Annotated in this window: 21 protein-coding genes; 13 read left to right on the top strand and 8 right to left on the bottom strand. The window is 72.7% G+C overall.

The genetic code is table 11. The features are described from left to right. Window positions 1-66 precede the first annotated feature (66 nt). The 5 genes from ACQRWP_RS03125 to ACQRWP_RS03105 all read left to right on the top strand — a co-directional run bounded on the left by ACQRWP_RS03125 (window position 67) and on the right by ACQRWP_RS03105 (window position 4,648). A complete protein-coding gene (locus ACQRWP_RS03125) occupies window positions 67-735 on the top strand; it encodes a class I SAM-dependent methyltransferase (RefSeq protein ID WP_091400752.1) in 669 nt (222 codons plus the stop codon). 9 nt (window positions 736-744) lie between these two features. Next, window positions 745-1,935, top strand: coding sequence for a cytochrome P450 (locus ACQRWP_RS03120; protein ID WP_430500707.1), 1,191 nt, complete (start codon window positions 745-747; stop codon window positions 1,933-1,935). Window positions 1,936-1,959: 24 nt separating this feature from the next. Next, window positions 1,960-2,808, top strand: a complete 849-nt coding sequence (locus tag ACQRWP_RS03115; protein ID WP_430500706.1) for a polysaccharide deacetylase family protein — start codon at window positions 1,960-1,962, stop codon at window positions 2,806-2,808. A gap of 89 nt (window positions 2,809-2,897) precedes the next feature. Further along, window positions 2,898-3,830, top strand: coding sequence for an ABC transporter ATP-binding protein (locus tag ACQRWP_RS03110; RefSeq protein WP_430500705.1), 933 nt, complete (start codon window positions 2,898-2,900; stop codon window positions 3,828-3,830). After that, window positions 3,827-4,648, top strand: a complete 822-nt coding sequence (locus ACQRWP_RS03105; protein ID WP_430500704.1) for an ABC transporter permease subunit — start codon at window positions 3,827-3,829, stop codon at window positions 4,646-4,648. The genes ACQRWP_RS03110 and ACQRWP_RS03105 overlap by 4 nt, the downstream gene beginning before the upstream one ends. 36 nt (window positions 4,649-4,684) lie before the next feature. On the opposite strand, the gene ACQRWP_RS03100 is transcribed toward ACQRWP_RS03105, so the two are convergent. The 4 genes from ACQRWP_RS03100 to ACQRWP_RS03085 form a co-directional block, all read right to left on the bottom strand. Next, window positions 4,685-5,362 (bottom strand): response regulator transcription factor, encoded by a 678-nt coding sequence (locus tag ACQRWP_RS03100; RefSeq protein ID WP_334505238.1) that lies wholly within the window; start codon window positions 5,360-5,362, stop codon window positions 4,685-4,687. Then, window positions 5,362-6,933 (bottom strand): sensor histidine kinase, encoded by a 1,572-nt coding sequence (locus tag ACQRWP_RS03095; RefSeq protein ID WP_430500703.1) that lies wholly within the window; start codon window positions 6,931-6,933, stop codon window positions 5,362-5,364. The genes ACQRWP_RS03100 and ACQRWP_RS03095 overlap by 1 nt, the downstream gene beginning before the upstream one ends. 54 nt (window positions 6,934-6,987) lie before the next feature. Further along, window positions 6,988-7,692: a dethiobiotin synthase gene (bioD, locus tag ACQRWP_RS03090; RefSeq protein WP_430503393.1), complete on the bottom strand. Its 705-nt coding sequence runs from the start codon at window positions 7,690-7,692 to the stop codon at window positions 6,988-6,990. 76 nt (window positions 7,693-7,768) lie between these two features. Then, complete coding sequence (locus ACQRWP_RS03085) at window positions 7,769-8,905, bottom strand: 8-amino-7-oxononanoate synthase (protein ID WP_430503392.1); 1,137 nt, start codon at window positions 8,903-8,905, stop codon at window positions 7,769-7,771. A 166-nt stretch (window positions 8,906-9,071) separates the two neighbouring features. On the opposite strand from ACQRWP_RS03085, the gene bioB reads away from it, so the two are divergent. From bioB to ACQRWP_RS03065, 4 genes are all read left to right on the top strand, one after another. Beyond that, entirely contained in the window at window positions 9,072-10,067 is a 996-nt protein-coding gene (gene bioB, locus ACQRWP_RS03080) for a biotin synthase BioB (RefSeq protein WP_396714655.1), read from the top strand. Window positions 10,068-10,072: 5 nt separating this feature from the next. Then, window positions 10,073-10,264 (top strand): hypothetical protein, encoded by a 192-nt coding sequence (locus ACQRWP_RS03075; protein ID WP_430500702.1) that lies wholly within the window; start codon window positions 10,073-10,075, stop codon window positions 10,262-10,264. Between the two features lie 4 nt (window positions 10,265-10,268). Further along, window positions 10,269-10,775 (top strand): GNAT family N-acetyltransferase, encoded by a 507-nt coding sequence (locus tag ACQRWP_RS03070; protein WP_091400729.1) that lies wholly within the window; start codon window positions 10,269-10,271, stop codon window positions 10,773-10,775. Between the two features lie 125 nt (window positions 10,776-10,900). Further along, a complete protein-coding gene (locus ACQRWP_RS03065; RefSeq protein ID WP_430498463.1) occupies window positions 10,901-11,926 on the top strand; it encodes an IS30 family transposase in 1,026 nt (341 codons plus the stop codon). Window positions 11,927-11,973: 47 nt separating this feature from the next. On the opposite strand, the gene ACQRWP_RS03060 is transcribed toward ACQRWP_RS03065, so the two are convergent. Next, entirely contained in the window at window positions 11,974-14,877 is a 2,904-nt protein-coding gene (locus tag ACQRWP_RS03060; protein WP_430500701.1) for a glycoside hydrolase family 9 protein, read from the bottom strand. A 432-nt stretch (window positions 14,878-15,309) separates the two neighbouring features. Between ACQRWP_RS03060 and ACQRWP_RS03055 the strand changes: the two genes are divergently transcribed. Both ACQRWP_RS03055 and ACQRWP_RS03050 read left to right on the top strand, forming a co-directional pair. Continuing rightward, window positions 15,310-16,875 (top strand): aldehyde dehydrogenase family protein, encoded by a 1,566-nt coding sequence (locus ACQRWP_RS03055; RefSeq protein WP_430500700.1) that lies wholly within the window; start codon window positions 15,310-15,312, stop codon window positions 16,873-16,875. A gap of 77 nt (window positions 16,876-16,952) precedes the next feature. Beyond that, on the top strand, window positions 16,953-17,351 hold the full coding sequence (locus ACQRWP_RS03050) for a VOC family protein (RefSeq protein ID WP_430500699.1): 399 nt from the start codon (window positions 16,953-16,955) through the stop codon (window positions 17,349-17,351). A 9-nt stretch (window positions 17,352-17,360) separates the two neighbouring features. Here the strand turns inward: ACQRWP_RS03050 and ACQRWP_RS03045 are convergent, their stop codons facing one another. Both ACQRWP_RS03045 and ACQRWP_RS03040 read right to left on the bottom strand, forming a co-directional pair. Continuing rightward, the gene (locus ACQRWP_RS03045; RefSeq protein WP_430500698.1) at window positions 17,361-18,437 is read right to left on the bottom strand and encodes a GNAT family N-acetyltransferase; all 1,077 of its coding nucleotides are present in this window, start codon (window positions 18,435-18,437) and stop codon (window positions 17,361-17,363) included. 89 nt (window positions 18,438-18,526) lie between these two features. Then, entirely contained in the window at window positions 18,527-19,228 is a 702-nt protein-coding gene (locus ACQRWP_RS03040; protein WP_430500697.1) for an amino acid-binding protein, read from the bottom strand. Between the two features lie 150 nt (window positions 19,229-19,378). Here ACQRWP_RS03040 and ACQRWP_RS03035 point away from each other — a divergent pair, with 150 nt between their 5' ends. Next, entirely contained in the window at window positions 19,379-20,458 is a 1,080-nt protein-coding gene (locus ACQRWP_RS03035) for a phosphotransferase family protein (RefSeq protein ID WP_425697061.1), read from the top strand. Then, complete coding sequence (locus ACQRWP_RS03030) at window positions 20,458-21,678, top strand: acyl-CoA dehydrogenase family protein (protein WP_430500696.1); 1,221 nt, start codon at window positions 20,458-20,460, stop codon at window positions 21,676-21,678. The genes ACQRWP_RS03035 and ACQRWP_RS03030 overlap by 1 nt, the downstream gene beginning before the upstream one ends. A gap of 302 nt (window positions 21,679-21,980) precedes the next feature. Here the strand turns inward: ACQRWP_RS03030 and ACQRWP_RS03025 are convergent, their stop codons facing one another. Then, window positions 21,981-23,027, bottom strand: coding sequence for a LacI family DNA-binding transcriptional regulator (locus ACQRWP_RS03025; protein ID WP_091400709.1), 1,047 nt, complete (start codon window positions 23,025-23,027; stop codon window positions 21,981-21,983). Window positions 23,028-23,076 lie beyond the last annotated feature (49 nt).

Below are 23,076 nucleotides of genomic sequence, written 5' to 3'. Positions count from 1 at the left end.
CCGTGGTGAACCGGTCACCGCTCCCCCGCGACACGCCGGGAGTCGGGCCGCTGGGAGAATCACGCCGTGTCCGAGCTCTCCAGCACGTTCGTCCGGCTGCACGCCCGGCTGGCCCCGGTCCCCTTCGTTCCCGAGGTGCGGCTGCACCAGGCGGACGAGCCGATCGGCCTGTGGGAGCTGACCGAGGGCGAGTTCTCCAGCGACCGGCCGCCGCCGTTCTGGGCGTTCGCCTGGGCCGGCGGGCAGGCCCTCGCCCGCCACGTCACCGACCACCCGGAGCTGGTCGCCGGCCGGCGGGTGCTCGACCTCGCCTCCGGCTCCGGCCTGGTGGCCATCGCCGCCGCCCGCGCCGGCGCGGCGTCCGTGCGGGCCGTCGAGGTGGACGAGCTGGCGGTGGCGGCGGTCGCCCTCAACGCCGAGGCCAACGGGGTACGCGTCGACGCCGAGTTCGGCGACATCCTCGACGGCGACGCCGGGGACGCCGAGGTGGTGCTCGCTGGAGACGTCTTCTACAGCGAGGCGATGGCCCGCCGGGTCCTGCGGTTCCTGCTGCGCGCCGCCCGGGCCGGCGCGCCGGCGCTGGTCGGGGACCCCGGCCGGGCGTTCCTGCCCCGGGACCGCTTCGACGAGGTGGCCGGGTACGACGTGCCGGTGCCGGAGGCGCTGGAGAGTGTGCGGGTGAAGCGCACCACCGTCTGGCGGCTGCGGGCCGGGCTGCCGGGGGCCTCCGGCTAGCGTGTCCGGGTGCTGTTCCGCAGCTGGGCGCAGGTGGCCGACCCCGCATGGCCGGACGTGGCCCGGGTGCCGGACCACGTCGGCGGCACCCACCTGGTCGTGACCCGGCACGCGTTGGTCCGCCAGGTCCTCGCCGACCCGGTCACCTACCGGCCGGACAACGCGCTGGACGCGGTGACACCGATGCCGGTGACCGCGCTGCGGGTGCTCGCCGGGCACCGGTTCCGGCTGCCGCCGACCCTGGCGAACAACTCGGGCGTCAGCCATCCGCAGATCCGGGCGATCGTCGCGGAGGCGTTGCACCCCGCCCGGGTGGCCGCGCAGCGGCCCTGGCTCACCGCGCTGGTCCGCGACCGGGTCGCCCGGATCGGTGCCGTGCTCGACGCCGGTACGCCGGTCGACCTGTACGCGGACCTCGCCGCCGACCTGCCGCTGCTGGTGCTGGCCCGGCTGGTCGAGTTGCCGGACGCGCCGGTCGGCGCGGTCAAGGAGTTCGCCCGCGCCGCGCTGGAGTTGTTCTGGGCACCGCTGGACGCCGACCGGCAGGTGGCGCTCGCCGCCGAGGTGGGCCGGTTCCACCGGGTACTGCGTGACTTCGCGGCCGTCGGTGGCGGTTTGGCCGCCGAGCTGCGCGCGGCCGGGCACCCGCCGGACGTGGTGGTCGGCGCGCTCTTCTTCCTGTTGGTCGCCGGGCAGGAGACCACCTCGCAGTTCCTCGCCCTGCTGCTGCACCGGCTGGCCAACGAGCCCGTGGTCCGGGCCGGCCTGCGCACCGGCGAGGTCGCGGTGGCCGACGTGGTGGAGGAGGGGTTGCGGCTGGAACCACCGATCGTCACCTGGCGGCGGGTGGCGACGACGGAGAGCACGCTGGGCGGCACGCAGGTGCCGGCGGGCAGCAGCCTCGTGCTGTGGCTGGGCCGCGCCGGTCGGGACCCGGCGGTCGTGGAGTCGCCCGACGAGTTCCGTCCGGGCCAGCGTGGATCACGCCGACACCTGGCGTTCGGGGCGGGCGCGCACCGCTGCGTCGGAGACGTGCTGGCCCGGATGGAGGCGGCCGTGGTGGTGGCCGAGGCCGCGCCGCTGCTGGACGGGGTGAGTGTGCTCCGTCCGCCCTGGTGCCCGGACAATCTCACCTTCCGGATGCCGGACGCGTTCGTGGTCCGCCGCTCCCCCGGGGTCACCGGGCTGACCGGATCCTGACATCCGCTCGGTATGTTTCCGGGCGTGTCAGCCATCCCCACCCGTCGGATCCCTGCCGCCGTAACGCTTCTGGCCCTGCTGGCGTTGAGTGCCTGCACAGTCGGCCCCAGTCACCCGGCGCACGCTCGGCAGATCACCGTGGCCCAGCCGACTCCGTCCGCACCGGCGCCGACCCCCTCGGCCTCGCCGTCCCCGACCGCGAAGCCGGCGTTCAAGAGCCTGGCCTGGTACGTGTCCCAGGTACCGACGTTTCCCGAGGCGCCGCAGCCGCAACCGGTAGCGCTGCCCACGACCGGTTCGGCAGCGTTCTGGCATCGCCTGCCGACCGACCAGAAGGTCGCCTTCATCACCATCGACGACGGTGGGCTGGCCCGCCCGCCGGGGGTGATCGACTTCATCTGGGAGGCGCGCATCCCGGTGACGATGTTCCTCAACTCTCCGGCGGCGGCGGAGCACACCGACTACTTCCGACAGATCGAGGCGGTGGGTGGGGTCGTGGAGAACCACACCATCACGCACAACTCGCTGGCCGGCCGGTCGTACGACTACCAGAAGCAGGAGATCTGCGGTGCCGCCGACAGGTTGGAGGGGCTGTTCGGCAAGCGGCCCACCCTGTTCCGGCCACCGTTCGGCGAGCATGACAGCACCACGCTGAAGGCCGCGCACGACTGCGGCGCGAAGGCGGTCTTCCACTGGACCGAGACCGTCCACGAGGGGAAGGTGCGCTACCAGACCCCGGAGAAGGTGGTCCAACCTGGCGACGTGCTGCTGATGCACTTCCGACCGGCGCTGATGGACGACCTGCTCGCGGCGCTGAAGGCGATCCACCGGGCCGGGCTCACCCCGGCGCTGCTGGAGCAGTACGTACGGTGAGCAACCCGCCACCGACCTGACGAAAGTCAGGGGTGCGTGGTGCCGTTCGGGCGCGGTGCGGCAGCAGGCTGCTCGCCTAGCGTCAGCGCATGATCACATTACGTGGGTTGACGAAACGGTTCGGGTCGACAGTCGCTGTCGACGCCCTGACCGTCGACATCGCGCCCGGCCGGGTCACCGGCTTCCTCGGCCCCAACGGCGCTGGCAAGTCCACTACCATGCGGATGATCCTCGGGCTGGACCGTCCCACCGCCGGGCAGGCTCTGGTCGGCGGGCGCGCGTACCGGGAGTTGCGCCGGCCGCTGCACGAGGTGGGCGCGTTGCTCGACGCCCGGGCCATCCACCCGGCCCGGTCCGGTCGGGCGCACCTGCGGGCCATGGCGCGCAGCAACGGCATCCCGATCCGCCGCGTCGACGAGGTGCTGGACACCGTCGGGCTGGACGGACGGGCCGCCGGTAAGCCGGGGCGGGCGCTCTCGCTCGGCATGGGCCAACGGCTCGGCATCGCCGGCGCGCTGCTCGGTGACCCGCCGGTGCTGATGTTCGACGAACCGGTGAACGGCCTCGACCCGGACGGGGTGCGCTGGGTGCGGCAGCTGACGCGCTCGCTGGCCGACGAGGGAAGGACGGTCTTCGTCTCCAGCCACCTGATGAGCGAGATGCAGCTCACCGCCGACCAGCTCGTGGTGATCGGCCGGGGGCGACTGCTCGCCGACGCGCCGATCGGCGAGGTGATCGCCCGCAGCACTGTCGCGGTCCGGGTCCGCAGCCCGCACCCGGACGGCCTGGCCGCGCTCGCCGCGCGCCTCACCGCCGCCGGGGCGAGCGTCGAGGCGGCCGACCGCAACGAGCTGACCGTCACCGGCACCAGCGCCGACCAGGTCGGCGACCTGGCCCACGAGCTGGGGGTACGACTGCACGAGCTGAGCGCGCACGCCGCCTCGCTGGAGCAGGCGTTCATGGAACTCACCGCCGACAGCGTCGAGTACGCCGGCGGTCCGAGCGAAGGTGGGCAACGATGAGCACGCAGACCGACGCGGGCACCCGCCCCGCCAGCACGCCGGCCACCGACGCGCCGGCCACCCTCCGGGGAGCGGTGGCCGCCGAGTGGACCAAGCTCTCCTCGGTGCGCAGCACCTGGTGGACGGCGCTGGCCGGGCTGCTGGTGATGTTCGCGAGCGCCGGCCAACTGGCCATCTACGTCGCCAACGACAACACCAACGACGACCCGACCGACGACCTGGGGATCGTCACCGTCGGCAGCGTGCTGATCGACTCGGTCGAGATGACCCAGTACGTGGTGCTGGCGCTCGGCCTGCTCGCGATCACCGCGGAGTTCACGAGTGGCACCATCCGCACCACGTTGCAGTGCACCCCGTCCCGTGGCCGCGTACTGCTGGCCAAGGCCGTGGTGACCGGCGTTGTCACCTTCGTCCTCGGCCTGCTGCTCGGCGGTGTCGGTGCCCTGGTCGCCCGGCCGGTGCTCGGCGAGTGGGGCAGCGCCCCGGCCGCCGGCACGATCGGCGACATCGTGGCGGTGGCGATCTACCTGGCGCTGATCGGCGTGCTCGCCCTGGGCCTCGGCGCCGCGCTACGCAGTGCGGTGCTCACCCTCACCGTGCTCCTCGCCACCCTGATGATCGTGCCGTTGTCGTTGCAGCAGCCGGACATCGACGTGCTGAACCGGATCGCCGACGTGTTCCCCGGCGTGGCCGGCGGGCACTTCCTGGCCGGCGACACCGAGCCGTACCCGAGCATCGTCGGGCTGCTCCTGCTCGCCGGATGGGCGGGCGCCGCGCTGCTGCTGGGCCGGGCGGCACTGCGCCGCCGCGACGCGTAAGGGATGTCGGCTGAGCGGGGGCTCCCCGGTCCCCGCTCAGCCGTCGACCAGCCCCGCCTCGTACGCGAGGATCGCCGCCTGCACCCGGTTGCGTACGTCCAGCCGGGTGAAGATGCTGGTCAGATAGCTCTTCACGGTGCCCTCCACGAGGTGCAGCCGGCGGGCGATCTCGGCGTTGGAAAGCCCTGCCCCGACCAGGGCCAGCACCTCCCGTTCCCGCTCGGTCAGCCCGGCCGTACGGTCCCGGGCGGCGGGTCGGCGGGCCAACCGGCCGGCCCCCAACTCGATTACCCGGCGGGCCACCCGCGGCGACAGGTACGCCCCGCCGTCGGCGACGGCGTGCACACCGGCGATCAGCTCACGCGGGTCGCCGGCCTTGAGCAGGAACCCGCTGGCACCGTGCCCGAGCGCCCGGGCCACGTGGTCGTCCTCGCCGAACGTGGTCAGCATGATCGTCGCGGTGTCCGGCACGACCCGGCGGATCTCGGCGGCGGCGGCCAACCCGTCCAGCCGCGGCATCCGGATGTCCAGCAGCGCGACCCGGGGTCGGTGGGCACGGACCAACTCCACCGCCGCGTGCCCGTCGCCGGCCTCGGCGACCACCTCGATGCCGGGGTCGCTGGCGAGGATGGCCCGGACGCCGGCCCGGATCATCGCCTCGTCGTCGGCCAGCACCACCCGGATCGGCGGCGCCCCGGTCGTGTCGGTGTCCACTAGACGATCCACTCCTTGCTGACCAGCCGGCCATCGGTGAAACAGAGCCGCCAGGTCGGCGCGGCGAGGGGAAAGTTGCCGTCGGTGTAGTACTCGCAGTCGGCCCGGTCGACCACGCTGGGGCGTTCCAGCTGCCGCCGGGGCAGCCCGACCAGCTCCGACCGGGCCGTACCGACGCGCATCTGGTCGAAGGTGGCCCGGCTCAGCACCGTCCCGGCGGTCGCCACCGGGTAGTAGATGAACGAGAGCACCAGGGCGAAGCCGAACGGTGCGACGAGCGCCACCAGCAGGCTGCGCCGAACCCGCCGCCGGGCATCGCGCAGCCGCCGCTCGGCATCCACCGGCCGCTCCACCGCGCCGGGCCGCTCGTCGGACCATGGCGTCGGTCCGACCTCAGCCGCCGACCCGATCGCCTCAGGCGGCGCCGCGGTGGCCGGCAACACCGCCCGTACCGCGAACCCGCCGTCGGCCCGGTGGCCGGCGTCGAGCGTCCCGCCGGCAAGGCGGACCCGCTCGGCGAGGGCGAGCAGCCCACTGCCCTGCGAGGGCGGGGCGGGCAGCGGCCCGGCCGGCGGAGCGTCGTTGACGACTGTCACCTCGACCCGGTCACCGTCGCGGGTGAGGCGCACGTCGACCGGGGCGCCCGGCGCGTACCGGGCCGCGTTGGTCAGCGCCTCCCGGACGATCCGGTGCGCCGCGTGACCGGTCATCGCCGGTAGGTCCGCGACCGCCGGTGCGGCGTCCAGCCGTACCGCCATGCCGGCCTCGCGGGCACCGTCGACCAGGTCGGCCACGGTCTCCCCGCTCGGACGCAGCGACGCGCCAGCCTCCTCGCGGAGCACCCCGATGATCTCGTGCAGCCGCTCGGTGGCGGCGGAGACGCTGGCCCGCAACTCCCCCGCCGCGGCCCGGTGCCGGTCGTCCAGGTCGGCGGCGACCTCCAGGGCGGCGGCGCGCAACGCGATCAGGCTGAGGTCGTGACCGAGCGAGTCGTGCATCTCCCCGGCGATCCGGGCCCGCTCACGCAGTCGGATCCGCTCGGCGGCACCCCGCTGCTCGCGGCTCAGCGCGTCGACGTGCCGGCGACCGGCGTCGGTCAACTCCTGCTGCTGGCGGCGGTACCGGCCGACCAACCAGGGGAACACGGCGGCGAAGAGCAACACCGAGGCGAGCAGGAACCAGGTGGCCGCGCCGGCGCCGAGCAACCCCAGGTTGAGCGCCGTGCCACCGGCCGTGATCAGCACGAAGACCATGATCGCCGGACCCACTGTGGCGCTGCGCCGCCCGGCGAGATAACTGAAGACCGGAATGGCGAACACGAAGTTGCCATCGACCAACGACCCGAGCACCGCCAGTACCAGGGCGACCAACGGCTGACGTCGACTCGCCACCACCGCCACACCGAGCAGCAGCAACTTGCCGACCAACAGCGGCAACGTGTACCGCGAATAGGGCGGGCTGACCTCGGCGTAGCCCACCGGGGCGGCCACCACCGCCCAGAGCAGCACGTCCAGCAGCAGGCGACGCCGCCGGTGCAGCCAACCCGGCGGCGCGGAGTCGAGAATCCGCACGGCGGTCAGGCTACCCACGCCCGACCTGCGCGGACACCGACGAAAGTCAGGTGTTCAGCCGCTCTCCTCGGCCCAGACCCGCCAGTCGTCGAGCACGCCGTGCAGGGCCGGGGTGAGCCAACCCGGCGCGGACCGCCGGAACACACCCGGATCCATCGCGCCGGCGCCGTCGGGCAACGCGCCGAGCAGGTTCGGCACCATGTCGGTGAGGTTCGTCCAGTGCACCAGCTCCGGCCGGGCCGGCCAGGCACCGATCACCACACCGGCCGGCACCGCCCGACGGTCCAACGCCTCCAGGGTCAACGCGGTGTGGTTGAGCGTGCCCAACCCGGCGCGGGCGACCACCACAGCGGGCGCGCCGAGCGACACCGCCAGGTCGGCCATCGTCCACGGCTCCCCCGACGGCCGCAGCCCCATCGGAACCAGCAACCCGCCCGCGCCCTCGATCAACACGAGGTCGTGCTTGTCGGCCTCCGCCCGGACGGCGTCCACCGCCGCGTACAACTCCAACGGCGGCAGGTCGGCGACCCGCGCGGCGGCCAACGGGGCGAGCGGATCCGGATAGCTGGCCAGGGTCCGACCGGTCAGCGGCGCAGCCAGCCGGTTGACCGCGTCCACGTCGCCGGGCTCACCGCCGGCCGTACCGGTCTGGCCCGGTTTGACCACCGCCACCCGCAGCCCAGCCGCCTGCGCGGCTGCCGCGATCGCCGCGGTCACCACCGTCTTGCCGACCTCGGTGTCTGTCCCGGTAACCAGCACCGACCCCGCCCACCCGGTCACGGCGCCACCTCGGTTCGCGACTGCGGGGCTCGCAACCCCGACTCACTCCTCGCGCTCACGGCGCACAGTCCACGATGACGTCCAGCGCCCGCTCGAACGCCGCCCGGGGCACCCCAGCGCTGACCGTGAGGCGCAGGCGGGAGCGGCTGTCCGGGGTGGATGGTGGCCGGAAACAGCCCACCGCGACGCCCTGGTCACGGCAGTCCGCGGCCCAGGCGGTCGCCGCCTCCGGCCCCGGGGCGGTCACCGAGATCACCGCCGCGTCCGGTGCGGAGACGGTCAGCCCGGCCGCCCGCAGTCGACCGACCGCCAGCCCCACCCGGTCGGACAGCTCGGCGCGCAGGTCGTCGCCGGCCTGGGCGAGCCGCAGCGCGGCGTGCACACCGGCGGCGACCGCCGGCGGCAGTGCCGTGTCGAAGATGAACGTGCGCCCGGTCTCGACCAGGTGCCGGACGAACTCGGCCGGGCCGGCGACAACGCCACCCGCGCCACCGAGCGCCTTGGACAGGGTGGCGGTGACCACCACGTCCGGCTCGCCGGCCAGCCCGGTGGCCGCCACCGCGCCCGCGCCGGCCGGGCCGGTCAGGCCGAGCGCGTGCGCGTCGTCGACCAACAGCAGCGCGCCGTGACGGCGGGCCACGGCGTGTAGCCGAGCCAGTGGGGCGAGGTCACCGTCGACCGAGAAGACCGACTCGGTCACCACCACCGCCGGGCGGCCGGGAGCGGCTGCGAGCGCGGTGGCTACCGCGTCGACGTCGGCGTGCGGGGTGACCACCGTCTCCGCACCGGAGATGCGGCAGCCATCGATCAGCGACGCGTGGTTGTGCGCGTCGGAGACGAGCAGCGTCCGAGGTTGGACGAGCGCCCGCAGAGCGCCGAGGTTGGCCAGGTAGCCGGAGGAGAAGACCAGCGCACCGTCGGTGCCCAGCCAGCGGGCCAGGTCCTCCTCCAGGGCCCGGTGCGCGTCGGTGGAGCCCCGGACCAGGCGCGACCCGGTCGCCCCCAGCCCGTACGCCGACAGGGCCGCCGTGGCCGCGGCGATGACGTCCGGGTGGGTGGCCAGGCCGAGGTAGTCGTTGCCGGCCAGATCGGTCATCTGATCGTCGGCCGGGCGCGGATGCAGTCGCCTGGTCAGCCCGGCCTTCGCCCGCAGCTCCGCGCGGCGGTCGAGCGCCGCCAGCCAGTCCGCCACCGTCACCCTCCCCCACTGTGCGTGCCGGTCAGCCCGACACCCGCCGGGCGAAATTACCACCCGCCGCCACCGGCCCGACGATTCCACTCGGTGCGAGGCACCGACGGGCTGCCAGGTCATTCCGGCTGATCGGGGGCTCTCGCACAGGCCTAGTAGGGTACGAGCCATGCCAGAGATCCTCGACCAGGCCCGGACCCAGGTCCTGGGTGACGGTGTCGGCCTCGATCAGGCCGGCATCCTCGCCGTGCTGAACCTGCCCGACGAACACCTGCCCGCCGCCCTCCAGCTCGCTCACGACGTGCGGATGCGCTGGTGCGGCCCGGAGGTCGAGGTCGAGGGAATCGTCTCGCTCAAGACCGGCGGCTGCCCGGAAGACTGCCACTTCTGCTCGCAGTCGGGCCTGTTCACCTCGCCGGTGCGCTCGGTCTGGTTGGACATCCCGTCGCTGGTCGAGGCGGCGAAGCAGACCGCCGCGACCGGGGCCACCGAGTTCTGCATCGTCGCCGCGGTCCGCGGCCCGGACGCCCGGCTGATGAAGCAGATGCGCGAGGGCGTCGCCGCCATCAAGGCGGAGGTCGACATCCAGGTCGCCGCGTCGCTGGGCATGCTCAGCAAGGAGCAGGTCGACGACCTGGTCGACATGGGCGTGCACCGCTACAACCACAATCTGGAAACCTGCCGGTCGTACTTCCCCAACGTGGTCACCACGCACTCGTGGGAGGAGCGCTGGGAGACCCTGCGGATGGTGCGCGACTCCGGCATGGAGGTGTGCTGCGGTGGCATCCTCGGCCTCGGCGAGACCGTCGAGCAGCGGGCCGAGTTCGCCGCGCAGCTCGCCGAGCTGAACCCGCACGAGGTGCCGCTCAACTTCCTCAACCCGCGCCCCGGCACCCCGCTGGGTGACCGCCCGGTGGTGGAGGGCAAGGACGCGCTGCGGGCCATCGCCGCGTTCCGGCTGGCCATGCCGCGCACCATCCTGCGGTACGCCGGTGGTCGCGAGATCACCCTCGGCGACCTCGGCACCCGTGATGGTCTGCTCGGCGGCATCAACGCGGTGATCGTCGGCAACTACCTGACCACGCTGGGTCGACCGGCGACGGCCGACCTGGAGCTGCTGGACGAGCTGAAGATGCCGGTCAAGGCGCTCTCCGCCACGCTGTGACGACCATGACGACGACGGAGCTGTGGTGCGACCGGTGCGGTGAGTCGGCGACGGCCACCGCCCACCCGGCCTGCGCGTCGGCCCGCCAGTTGGAGCCGCCCCGGTTCTGCCCCCGCTGCCGTCGCCGGATGAGGGTGCAGGTGCTGCCGGTGGGTTGGTCGGCGGTCTGCGTCGAGCACGGCGAGATCCGGGGCTGAGCCGGTGCTGCGAGGGCGGGCGGTGACACTACGACCGGCGACGGTCGCGGACGTGCCGGCCCTCGCCGCGATCCGGGCCGACCCGGAGGTACGCCGGTGGTGGCGGGGCGGCGACGACCTGGCCGACTCCGTGCGCGCCGACCTCGCCGACGACGACCTGCACGTGTACGCGATCGAGCACGACGGCCGGGTGATCGGCGCGATCCAGTGGTACGCCGAGGCGGACCCGGACTACCGGCACGCCAGCCTGGACGTCTTCCTCGACCCGGCGGAGCGCGGCGCCGGCCTCGGCGGTGACGCCATCCGCACCCTGGCCCGACACCTGATCGACGAGTACGGCCACCACCGCTTCACCATCGACCCGGCCGCGGCGAACAGCGCCGCCATCCGGGCGTACGCGAAGGTTGGTTTCCGCCCGGTGGGGGTGCTGCGCCGCTACGAACGTGGCGCGGACGGCCGCTGGCACGACGGCCTGCTGATGGACCTGCTCGCCGACGACCTCGTGGAGTGAGCGGGTGACTCACCCCGCTCGACACGGCTCCATCTGGGTTACCGCAGATCTTGGACAGTTACCGTTCGCACGGCGGGCTCAACCGGTGGTTGCAACACCCTTCGGTGATTTTCGTTGGGGTGGCTATGGCGTCGAGGTTGAGTCCGCTGGAGCGGGAGCAGATCGGGTTGGGTCGGGCTGCGGGTGAGTCGTTGCGGTCGATCGCGCGAAGGTTGGAGCGGTCGGCGTCGACGATCTCGCGGGAGGTGGGTCGGTTCGAGCGTTATGGGCAGCGGTATCAGCCGTTGATGGCGCAGTGGGCGTCGTTTCTGCGGCATAACCGGTCCGGGCGGGTGCCGCGGTTGGCTGACGGCGGGCCGTTGCGTCAGGTGGTGCTGGATATGCTGCGGCGACGCCGTTCGCCGCAGCAGGTCAGTGCTCGGCTGCGGGTGCAGTTCCCGGACACGCCGGAGATGTGGGTGTCGCACGAGACGATTTACCAGGCGATCTACTTGCAGGCGCGGGGCAACCTCCGCGCGGAGTTGACGCGGCAGGTGGCGTTGCGATCGGGGCGGGCCGCTCGTCGCCGTCGGGCCGCGCCGGGCGGGGCGGTGCGCTCGGCTCGGCCGTGGGTCGACCTGCGTATCGCTGACCGGCCGGCTGAGGTCGCTGACCGGGCGGTGCCCGGTCATTGGGAGGGTGATCTCCTCGAGGGCGTCCGTCGGGGTGGGCGCGGTGGTTCCGCGATCGCCACGCTGGTCGAACGCGCTACCCGGTTCGTGATCCTGGTCGGACTGCCTGAGGGCAAGGTCTCCGACCACGTCGTGTCCCAGTTGGCCGCGGCGATGAGCTGGCTCCCGCAGCGGTTGAGGGCCTCGCTGACCTGGGACCAGGGCGTCGAGATGGCTCGGCACCGTGACTTCACCATCGCCACCGACTGCCCGGTCTACTTCTGCGACCCACACAGCCCCTGGCAGCGTGGCAGCAACGAGAACACCAACGGGCTGCTCCGCCAGTACTTCCCCAAAGGCCAATTCGACTTCACCACCATCGACCAAACCGGCCTCGACCACGTCGCCGACGAACTCAACGACCGCCCCCGCATGACCCTGGGCTGGGCCACCCCAGGTGAGAAGATGACCCAACTTCTAGGTGTTGCAACCACCGGTTGAGCCCGCCCACGAAACGGTAACTGTCCAAGATCTCGTCGCGGCGCCGGTCAGGCGATGGTGCAGGGGGTGTTGTTGACGGTGAAGGCGGTCGGTTTCGGGTTGGCGCCGCTGTACGTGCCGTTGAAGCCGAAGCTCACCGACGCGCCCGCCGCGATCGTGCCGTTGTAGGACAGGTTCGTGGCGGTGACTGCCGCGCCGCTCTGGCTGATCGTCGCCGACCAGCCCTGACTGACGCTCTGCCCACCGGGGAAGCTGAACCGCAGGGTCCAGCCGTTGATCGCGGTGGTGCCGGTGTTGGTGATCGACACGTTGGCGGTGAAGCCGCCGCCCCAGTCGGTGGTGGCGTACCCCACAGTGCAGGTGCCGCCGACCGGCGGGGCCGCGGTGGTCACCGCGACCGGCGTGGACGCCGCGGAGGTGTTGCCCGCCGCGTCCACGGCCACCACGTAGAACTGGTACGCCGTCGAGGCGGTCAACCCGGACACCGCCTGGGTGGTGCCGGTCGGCGAGCCGACCAGCACGTCGGTGGCGCCGGCCTCGCGGTAGACCCGGTAACCGGTGACGCCCACGTTGTCGGTCGACGGGGTCCAGGCCACTGTGAGCCCGGTGGCGGTGACGGCCGAGGCGACCGGCGTGCCGGGGGCGCTCGGCGGGGTGGTGTCGGCGGTGCCGGCCGGTGGCGTGGTCACGCTGAGCTTCGGCGAGGCGGCCGACTCGTTGCCAGCGCCGTCGCGCGCCACGATGGTGTACTCGAACGTCCGCTCCGGCAGCAGCGTGGTGATGGTGATCGAGTTCTCGGTGACCCGTCGGGTCGCCACCACGTCGTTACCGACCATGAACTCGCGGACGTCGTACCCGGCGAGGCCACTGCCGCCGCTGTCCGTGGACGGCGCCCAGGTCAGGGTGACCGACCTCGGCGTCAACTGCGACGCCACCGGGGTACCGGGGACGGTCGGCGGGGTGGTGTCCGGTACGACCGGGCCCGGCTCCTCGCCCCAGACGCGGGTGGCGCCGGAGTAGAGCGGCACCTTCCGGTTGGGCCCGGCGGTGGCCTGGTACGACGGGTCGTTGGTCGGGTCCCAGGTGCCACCCTCCGGCACGCCGATCTTGAACTGGACCTCCATCCGGTGCTGTGACTGACCCGCCGGGGCGATGGTGTGCCCGGCGCAGTCCACCTCGACGTACCAGATGTCGCCGCTGAACTGCTTGGCAGTGGTCGGGGACGGGCAGCCCTGGGTGTAGCCGGCGGTGACCTGCACCGGGCCGGTGCCGTCGGGCCGGAAGTAGTACCGGAACCGGCCGTCGGTCAGCGCGCGGGCCGGGAACGCGGACTTGTTGTAGACCATCACCTTGAGCCCGGTGGCCCGAGGTTCGGCCTGCGTTACAGTGGTCTCCACGGTCAGCTCGTCGATGTCCGGCGTCTCGGCGACCGGGAAGTTCGCCAGCGGCGTGCCGCCGTACTCGGAGGTCAGCCGGACCAGCGCGGACGTGAAGCCGGCGTTGTAGTCGGTGGCCACCTCGTTCATCACGTAGTCCGACCGGCTGTCGCTGTACGCGTCGTTGGCCGAGGACGGGCCGCCCACGAGCGCGCCGTAGAGGGTGTGCCGGGTCTCGACGGGCACGGTCTGGCTGTCCCACCAGGAGCCGTGCGCGGTGCGGTGGTGCGGGTTCTTCGGTGCGTTGGCGCCGAACCCGATGACGTAGCTGGAGTTGCGGGGGTTGTCGCCGAGCGCGTAGTTGATCTGCCGGACGGCGAAGTCGTGGTAGCGCGCCTTGCGGGTGGTGTCGGTGGTCTTGTCGCTGTAGACCAGCGCGGCGAAGGAGGTGTTCGCGGCGTAGCGCAGCGCGCCCCAGGAGTCGAGCACCGCCATCCCACCCGGCGAATACGGCACCCGCTGCCCGTTCACCCCGACGGTCCAGTAGTCCAGCCACCGGTTGGCGTCGTCGACGTACTTCTGCTTGCCGGTCAGGTTGGCCAGCAGCACGTACGCGCCGAACTGCTTGTTGTCCCAGGCGATGGTCCACTTGTAGGAGCGGGTGGTGGACTGGTTTTCCGTGCCGAGCTTGTCGTACTCACTCTCGGCCTTGGCCAGGTAGCTGGCCTCGCCGGTGGCCCGGTGCAGCCAGATCGCGGCCCAGACCAACTCGTCCTGCCAGCCGCTCCACGAGCGGTAGAAGCTCGTGGCGTCGGTGATGCACTCGTGGTAGGCCTTCCGCACCGTGTCGGCGAAGGTGTAGAGCTGCCGGGCGTGCCCGAGCAGCCGGTCGGCGTAGGCCGCGTCGGTGGGCCGGAACACCATCGAGGAGGCGGCCATCGCGGCCGCCGTCTCCCCCGCCAGGTCCGCGCCGCCACAGCTGGCATCGATCTTGTACGCGGGCCGCGCCATCGGCATCACCTCGGCCGGACCCCACCACTTGTGGTCGTCGTCGCCCTTGCCGACCTGTCCGTAGAGGACGTTGGCCGACGGGTGCGCCTTGATGAAGTAGTCGTTGACGAAGCGCAGGTTGTTGAGCAGGTGCGGCAGTTGCCCGGACGAGGTGTAGCCGCTGCGGTACTCGACCGCGCCCCAGGCGAGCATGGTGGCGCTGAACGCCATCGGGAAACCGAACTTGACGTGGTCGCCGGCGTCGTACCAGCCGCCGGTGAGGTCCACGCCCGCGCTGGCACCGTCGGTGAGCGCGCTGTCGCCGCGCCAGGAGACCCGGTTCCAGTCGGGCAGTCGACCGGACTGCTGCGCCTCGTAGAAGAGCAGCGACTTTTGCAACGCCTCGGCGTAGTTGTAGGTCGCGGCCGGCGCGGCGGAGGCCGGCCCGGACGGTGGCGCGGTCACCGCGAGGGACGCGCCGGTGAGCAGCGCGACGCCGATGGCCAGCAGCCGCCGCGGCCAGGGCTGGTCGGCGGCCGGCGACCGGCCGGGCTGGCCGCTGAACGGCCGGGTCAGGTGGCGCATGGCGGACTCCTGTCGGAGGCGCCGCCGGCGGTCGCACCGACGCGGGACGGCGTACGGGCGGCACGGCCACCGGCGACAGCGGGGTGGCGGTGTGACCACGGGTCGTGGAAGCGCTCCCATGGATAACCGACAATGTAATGGGCGGGTCGTCGGTTGGGAAGCCTGCCGACCAGGGCCGACCCGCGCGGCACCGCTCCCGTACTCGCGAGTAACAATGCGGAGCATTTCACACCATCGATATGCTTCGATTAATGCCTGGCGTTTGCGCAGCTCACTGCGGAAGCTTCCGGGAAGATCCTCGCGCTGTTCGAGCGCTTCGACGGCCAGCCAGACGAACGTACTGTTGCTGACCCGCTACGAAGCGCGAGACAGTACCGCTCACCAGCGGTGCCGTCGACGCCGCCGCTCCCTGGTCAACCCTGAGGAGAAGCGATGGCACTACGACTCGCCGACGACACCGCCTGGACCGACATCCTGGCCCACGCGGTGGCCGCCACCCCGGAGGCGTTCGGCGCCGAGGTCGACGGCGTCACCACCCTGCACAACCTGGTCGGGGGCGAATGGCGGGCGGTCGGCCAGCCCGCCGCAGTCCGCACCCCGGTGGACAACACCGTCCTCATCAACCTGCCCCGCCTCGACGCGACCACCGCGCGCGCCGCTGTCGCCCACGCCGCCGCCGCGCACCGAACCTGGGCCCAGACCCCGCTGGCCGACCGCAAGGCCCGGGTCGCCGAGGCCCTGGACTCGCTCACCGCCCACCGCGATCTGCTCGCCCTGCTGCTGGTCTGGGAAATCGGCAAGCCGTGGCGGCTGGCCTGCGCCGACGTGGACCGGGCGCTCGACGGCGTCCGCTGGTACGCCGACGAAATCGACCGGATGCTCGCCGACGGCCGCGAGCCGCTGCCCGGTCCGGTCAGCAACATCGCGTCGTGGAACTACCCGATGAGCGTGCTGGTGCACGCCGAACTGGTGCAGCTCCTGGCCGGCAACGCGGTCATCGCCAAGACCCCGTCCCAGGGCGGCGCGGTGTGCCTGACCGTCGCGCACGCGCTGATGCGCCGGGCCGGGCTGCCCGCCACGCTCGTCTCCGGCAGCGGCGGGGAGCTGTCCGAGGTGCTGGTCCGAGCACCCGAGATCGGCGCGGTGGCGTTCGTCGGCGGCCGGTCCAACGGCGGCAAGGTGGCCGCCGCGCTGCTCGACAGCGACAAGCGGCACTTCATCGAGCAGGAGGGTCTCAACGCCTGGGGCATCTGGAACTTCTCCCAGTGGGACCTGCTCGCCACCCACCTCAGGAAGGGCTTCGAGTACGGCAAGCAGCGCTGCACCGCGTACCCCCGGTTCGTGGTGCAGCGCGACCTGGTCGACGAGTTCCTCGACATGTACCTGCCGGTGGTCCGCTCGGTCCGCTTCGGTCACCCGCTCGCCGTCGGCGACGACTGGGCCGCCGGTGACCCGCTGCCCGAGCTGGACTTCGGGCCGCTGATCAGCGCCGCCAAGGCCGACGAACTACGCCGCACTGTCGACGAGGCGGTCCGCGGCGGCGCGATCCCGCTGCACCGGGGCAAGCTCACCGGCGCGCCGTTCCTGCCCGGGCAGGACACCTCGGCGTACGTGGCGCCGTCGGTGCTGCTCGCCCCGCCCGGGCGGTCCCGGCTGATGCACGCCGAGCCGTTCGGTCCGGTCGACACGATTGTCGTGGTGGACACCACCGACGAGCTGCTGGCCGCGATGAACGCCTCCAACGGCGCGCTGGTGGCCTCGCTGGCCTGCGACGACACCGACGAGGCCGGCAAGCTCGCCGGGGACCTTCAGGCGTTCAAGGTGGGCATCAACAAACCGCGCTCACGCGGTGACCGGGACGAACCGTTCGGCGGCCGGGGCGCCTCCTGGAAGGGCGCCTTCGTCGGCGGCGACCTGCTGGTGCAGGCCGTCACCGTCGGCGGCGACAACCGGCTCTACGGCAATTTCCCCGACTACACCAGCTACCCCACCACCTGACCAACCGCACCGGGAGAGGCCCCCTTGTGGACGCTCGCCACGCACAGGGGGCTCTCGTCGACGCGTACCGTCGGGAGATGGCATTGATCGCGCAGCTCTCCCTGGGCGTGTCCGACGCCGAGCGGGCAGGAACCTTCTGGGCCGCGGCCCTCGGCTACCGTCGCCGCGAGCCCCGATTCGCCGGCGACGAGTGGATCGTGCTGGAGCCGCCGCCCGGGGTGTCGGGCGCGGCCCTCGCGATGGACCTCAGCGAGAGCCCCGTGCGGGAGTTCCCCCGGCTCCACCTGGATCTGGACGCCGGCGACCGACCCCTCGACGAAGAACTCGACCGGCTGCTCGCCCTCGGCGCGCGGATTGTCAACTGGCGGCACTATCCCACCGATCCGCACCCGACCGAGCCGCCGTACGTGGTGCTCGCCGACCCGGAGGGCAACCGGTTCTGCGTCTCGGGCCGGCGCGAGCAATCCCGGCCCTGAGCAGGGGCGCTAGACGCCCGGCGTGGAGAACGCGCCCGTCCGGTCCGCCCTGGTGGCGACGGCGAGCGGGACGGTGAGGGTGAGCAGCCCGCCGTCGCGCTCCGCCGCAGCGGGCCGGCCCAGCCGGTGCAGCGTACGCAGCATCGGATCGTTGGTGGCCTGCACGTGCAGCACCAGCGCCGCGTACCCGGACCGGTCGGCGTGCTGAACCACCCGGCGCAGCAACGCCGAGCCGAGCCCACGCCGCTGCCAGTCGTCCCGCACCAGCAGCGCCACCTCGGCCTCGTCGCCCTCGCCGAGCAGGTTCGCCATGGCGACCACCGACTCGGCAGTGCCGTCGGAGCCGGTGGTGCTGGCGATCAGTGTCAGCCCTCGGCTCGGCTCCAGCAGCCGACGCAGCCGGGCCGGCTGCGGCAGCGCCGCCCCGCCCAGGTAACGCCGCTGCCGGCTGCGCGGTGAGCACGCCTCGTGCAGCTCCCCCACGCCGGTCAGGTCGTGGGCGTTGGCCGGGCGGACGGCCACCTCCGCGCCGTCGGGCAGCACCACTGTGACCTGTTCGCCGGCCCGGCGCGCCACTGTGGCGGCCAGCTCGACCAGGGCCTGCGCCCGCGCGTACTCCGCCGGGGTGAAGTCGGGCGCGGCCCGGCGCAGCGCGAACGAACCGCCGGACGGGTCGGCCAACAGCATGCTGGCCCCGGTTATCCCCCGTTCGACGCCGACCGACGCTGGTCGCCAGCTGACGACGTCGGCAGCGAGCAGGGTCCGCAACGCCTCGCCCGTCGCGTCCGGGTCACGCACCAGCCGGTTGGCCAGCCCGAGCACCCGGGTGGGCTGGTCGGCCAGACCACGCGCCTCGCTGCGCGCCACCCAGCAGTCCCGGCCCCGACCCCGCTCGACGGCGGCGATCAGCTCGGCCTCGTCGAGCGCGTCCGGCGCGTCGACCAGGAAATCGTCCACCGCGCCCTGCTCGGTGGGCTGCACCTGCACGGTGAGGATGTTGACCCCACGCAGCGCAAGGCTCGCCGTGAGCACCGACAGGTAACCCGGTCGATCGTCCACCGTCGCTCGGATCCGCCACAACGTCATGGTTGGCTCCCTTCCCCGGTAAGAGCCTCACCCCCGCCTGTTGCCGCCCGGTTGCCCGGCGGTGTCGGCCCGGGAACTCCTCGGGCCGCTCAGGGGCCGGCGACCACCGGCGGCGCGCCGACGAGATCGAGTCGGTCGCCGAGGATCACCGCGCAGGCGCGGACGAGCTGGGTGAGCCGGTCCACCTCGGTGCTGTGGAACGCCGCGGCGGAGAGGGTCTCGCTGCGCTCGCGGGCCACCACCAGCACCAGGCCCGCCCGGCCGAACGGCGTGATCGCGTGGTGGGTGCCGTCGGGTGTGGTCATCGACCGTCCGCGCAGCGGCGTCACCTCCGGCAACAGCGGGGGTACGGGAGCACGCCAGCTCGCGTACCCCACGGTCGCCCCGCCGCCCCCGGTCCGCGAGGCCCAGTCGACCGGCACCACGGCGGCCACGGCCCAGTCGGCGGCCAGCAGCCCCGGCACAGCGTCGACCAGGGTGGCCAACCCGTCGGCCGGGTTGGCCGCGACCTGGGCCAACAGCTCCGCGTCCTGGCCGGTGGTGGTGGGCGCGCCGATCGCCCGCCACACACCGTCCACCCGCACCCCCGGTATCGCCGCGAGGCCAGCCAGCAGCCGCTCCACCCGCGCCGCGCCCGGCCAGACGACAGTGAAGTCGTCCACCGCGCGCCCGCCGAGCCGTTCGAGGACCACCACCTGGACGATGTCCGCCCCGGAGACGCCCAAGGTGCGGGCGACCTGACCGAGGGTGCCCGGACGGTCCGGCAGGGTGACCCGAACTCGCAGCAACATGTCTGTCCCTCCGCTCGGCGGGCCGGCAAGAGAGCGGCCGGCAGGCTGACCCCAGCCTGGTAGTTGACCATTTCGTCCCTGTTGCAGGGGCATGTCCCGAGCGGAAATTCTGACCTTGACAACGTGAGCGGGCTGCCATCAACTAGTCGGATGAGCGATCCGGCCGTCGACGCGTCACGGCCGGGGGCCGTTCCCGTCTCTCCGGCGGGGCTGGCCCTGGACCGTCTCGCCGACCACCTGGCAACGCACCGACCCGAGCTGGCCGTCGGGCCGCTGCGTGCCCAGCTGATCGCGGGCGGCAAGTCCAACCTCACCTACCTGCTGCGCCTCGGCGACCGCGAGGTGGTGCTGCGCCGCCCACCGCTGGGGCACGTGCTGGCGACCGCGCACGACATGGCGCGAGAGTTCCGGGTCATCTCGGCACTGGCACCGACCGAGGTGCCGGTCCCGGGCGCGCTGCTGCTCTGCACCGACCCCGAGGTGATCGGCGCGCCGTTCTACCTCATGGAGCGGATGCCCGGCGAGGTGTTCCGCACCCGCGCGCAGACCGACCCGCTGGGCGACGAGCGCCGCCGGGCCCTCGCCATGGCGATGATGGACACGCTCGCCGCGCTGCACAGCGTCGACCCGTCCAGCGTCGGGTTGGCTGACTTCGGCCGCCCCGAGGGCTACCTCGCCCGGCAGGTCCGCCGCTGGGCAGGGCAGCTCGACCGCTCCCGCAGCCGTCCGCTGCCCGGCATCGACGAGCTGCGTGACCTGCTCGCGGCGACCGCCCCGGAGGGCGCGAACGCCGGCCGGATCGTGCACGGCGACTACCGGCTGGACAACCTCCTCGCCTCGGCCGACCCGGTCGCCGTGCACGCGGTGCTCGACTGGGAAATGGCAACCCTCGGCGACCCCCTCGCCGACCTGGGGCTGCTTCTGACGTACTGGGACGTGCTCGGCGGCAGCGACACCGCCGCCGGCAACCCCGTCGCCGACGGGCTCGGCCCGCGCGCCGGTTTCCCCACCGGCAGCGAGCTGATCGACAGGTACGCCGGACGCAGCGATGTCGACGTCGGGCCGCTGCACTGGCACGTGGCGCTGGGCTGTTTCAAGCTCGCGGTCATCTGCGAGGGCATCCACTACCGCCACACGCTCGGGCAGACGCTCGGCGAGGGCTTCGACCGGATCGGCGAGATGGTGGCACCGCTGGTCGCGCACGGGCTGACCGCCGCCAGGGAGCGGTGATGGACTTCTCATACGACAGCCGGACCGAGGAGCTGCGCGCCGAGCTGACCCGGTTCCTGACCGAGCACGTCTACCCGGCCGAGGCCGTGCACGCCGAGCAGGTGGCCGCCGGGGACCCGTGGTCGCGTACCCCGGTGTTGGCCGAACTGAAGGCGGAGGCCCGCAAGCGCGGCCTGTGGAACCTCTTCCTGCCCGACCCGCGCTACGGCGCCGGCCTGACCAACCTCCAGTACGCTCCCCTGGCCGAGCTGACCGGGCGCAGCCCGCACCTCGCACCGGAGGCGGTCAACTGCGCGGCACCGGACACCGGCAACATGGAGTTGCTGGCAGAGTTCGGTTCTGAGGCGCAGCAGAAGCGGTGGCTGATGCCGCTGCTGGAGGGTGAGATCCGCTCGGCGTTCTGCATGACCGAGCCGGACGTCGCGTCCTCCGACGCCACCAACATCGCCACCCGGATCACCCGCGACGGCGACGAGTACGTGATCAACGGACGGAAGTGGTGGTCGTCCGGGGCCATGGACCCGCGCTGCGAGATCTTCATCGTGATGGGCAAGACGGACCCCACCGCCGACCGGCACCGCCAGCAGAGCATGGTGCTGGTCCCCCGGAACACCCCCGGGGTGACCGTACGCCGGGGCATGACCGTCTTCGGTTACACCGACGGTTCGCACGGCGGACACGCCGAGATCGACTTCACCGACGTCCGGGTGCCCGCGGAGAACCTGATCGGCGCCGAGGGCACCGGCTTCGCCATCGCCCAGGCCCGGCTGGGGCCGGGCCGGATCCACCACTGCATGCGATTAATCGGAATGGCTGAGCGGGCATTGGAGCTGCTCTGCAAGCGGGCGCTCGAGCGGATCGCGTTCGGCCGACCGCTGGCCGAGCAGGGCGTGGTCCGGGAGTGGATCGCCGAATCCCGGGTCCGCATCGAGCAGGCCCGCCTGCTGGTGCTCAAGACGGCCTGGCTGATGGACACCGTCGGCAACAAGGGCGCGCACACCGAGATCCAAGCCATCAAGATCGGCACGCCGGCGATGGCGGAGTGGGTGATCGACAAGGCCATCCAGGGGTACGGCGGCGCCGGTGTCAGCCAGGACACCCCCCTGGCCGCCCTCTGGGCGCAAACCCGCACCCTGCGCCTCGCCGACGGCCCCGACGAGGTGCACCGCAACTCCCTGGCCAAGCGCGAACTCCGCCGCTGGGCCCCCACCCCCGCCTGACCGACGGGCAACAAACCCTGCCCACTCACCCCCACCCACCCACCCGCGCACGCCCACCGCATCCGCACGCCCCGCGCACCCGCACGCCACTACCCCCAAGATCGCGCTCGATCCTGGATGTAGTGGCGTGCGGTCGCCGGAAGGCCACTCGATCCAGGATCGAGCACGATCTCGTCCGCCCGCCTCCTCGATCATGAGGTTGGCGCGCCGGGATGCCGGAAATGTCCAGGCCAACTCCATGATCGACGCGAGCCGCTGTGCGGGGACGCGCGCCGTGCGGGTCTCTGGGGGGACTCGGGGGGTTAGGCGGAGGCGCGGTGGACCAGTTGGGTGTCCAGGAGGATGTGGGAGGCCGGTAGCTCCTCGCCACGGATCCGGGCCACCAGCAGGCGGGCCATCTGCCGGCCCATCTCCTCCACCGGCTGGAAGACCGTGGTCAGCGGCGGTTCCGCCTGTCGGGCGATGGTCGCGTCGTCGAAGCCGATCACCGCGACGTCCTGCGGCACGCGCCGGCCGGCCTCGCGCAGGGTGCGCAGCGCGCCGAACGCCATGAGGTCGGACGCGACGAAGACCGCGTCCAGGTCCGGGCAAACCTCCAGCAGCCGGCGCATGCCCGCCGCGCCGCTGCCCTCGCTGAAGTCGCCGTACGCGATCAGGTCGGGGTTGACGCTGGCGCCGGTGGCCTTGACCGCGTCGGTGTAGCCGGCCAACCGGGCCAGGCCGGCACCCATGTCCTGCGGACCGGCGATGGTGGCGACACGTCGCCGCCCCTGCCTCGCCAGGTACTCCACGGCCTGCCGGGCCCCGCCAACGTTGTCCACGTCGACAAACCAGGCCGGTTGGGCGCCGGGTTGCAGCATGCGGGCGGGCCGACCGCCGAGCACTGCGGGCAGGCCGCGTTCCTCCAGCAGCGTCGGCAGTGGGTCGGAGTCGTGCAACGACAGCAGCAGTACGCCGTCGACGTGCTGGTTGGTGAGGTGGTGCTCGACCCGCTCCCGCTCCACCGGCGACTGGGCCATGGCCAGCCAGAGCTGCATCGGCGTCTCCAGCAGCCCGGAGCTGATCCCCCGCACGATGCTGGCGAAGAACGGCTCCGTGAAGACCCGCTCGCCGGATTCGGACACCACCAACGCGACGGAGTCGGTCCGCTGGGTGACGAGCGCTCGGGCGGCCCGGTTCGGCACGTACCCCAGCTCTGCGATGGCCTGTTGGACCGCGGCCCGGGCCTCCGGGCTGACCTGGGGCGAGCCGTTGACCACGCGGGAGACCGTGCCCCGACCGACGCCGGCACGCGCCGCGACCGCGTCGAGGGTCGGGCGCCCGAGCGACCGGGTGCGCTGCGTTGTCATCGTCTGCTCCTCCGACGGCGGGCGGACCCGGCGCCACCTGCGGGAGGTG

Origin of the sequence: Micromonospora trifolii, assembly GCF_050516465.1 — a bacterium.
Classification (GTDB): domain Bacteria; phylum Actinomycetota; class Actinomycetes; order Mycobacteriales; family Micromonosporaceae; genus Micromonospora; species Micromonospora trifolii.
Note: the sequence above shows the minus strand (reverse complement) of the source record. Positions and strands in the feature narration are given on the sequence as shown.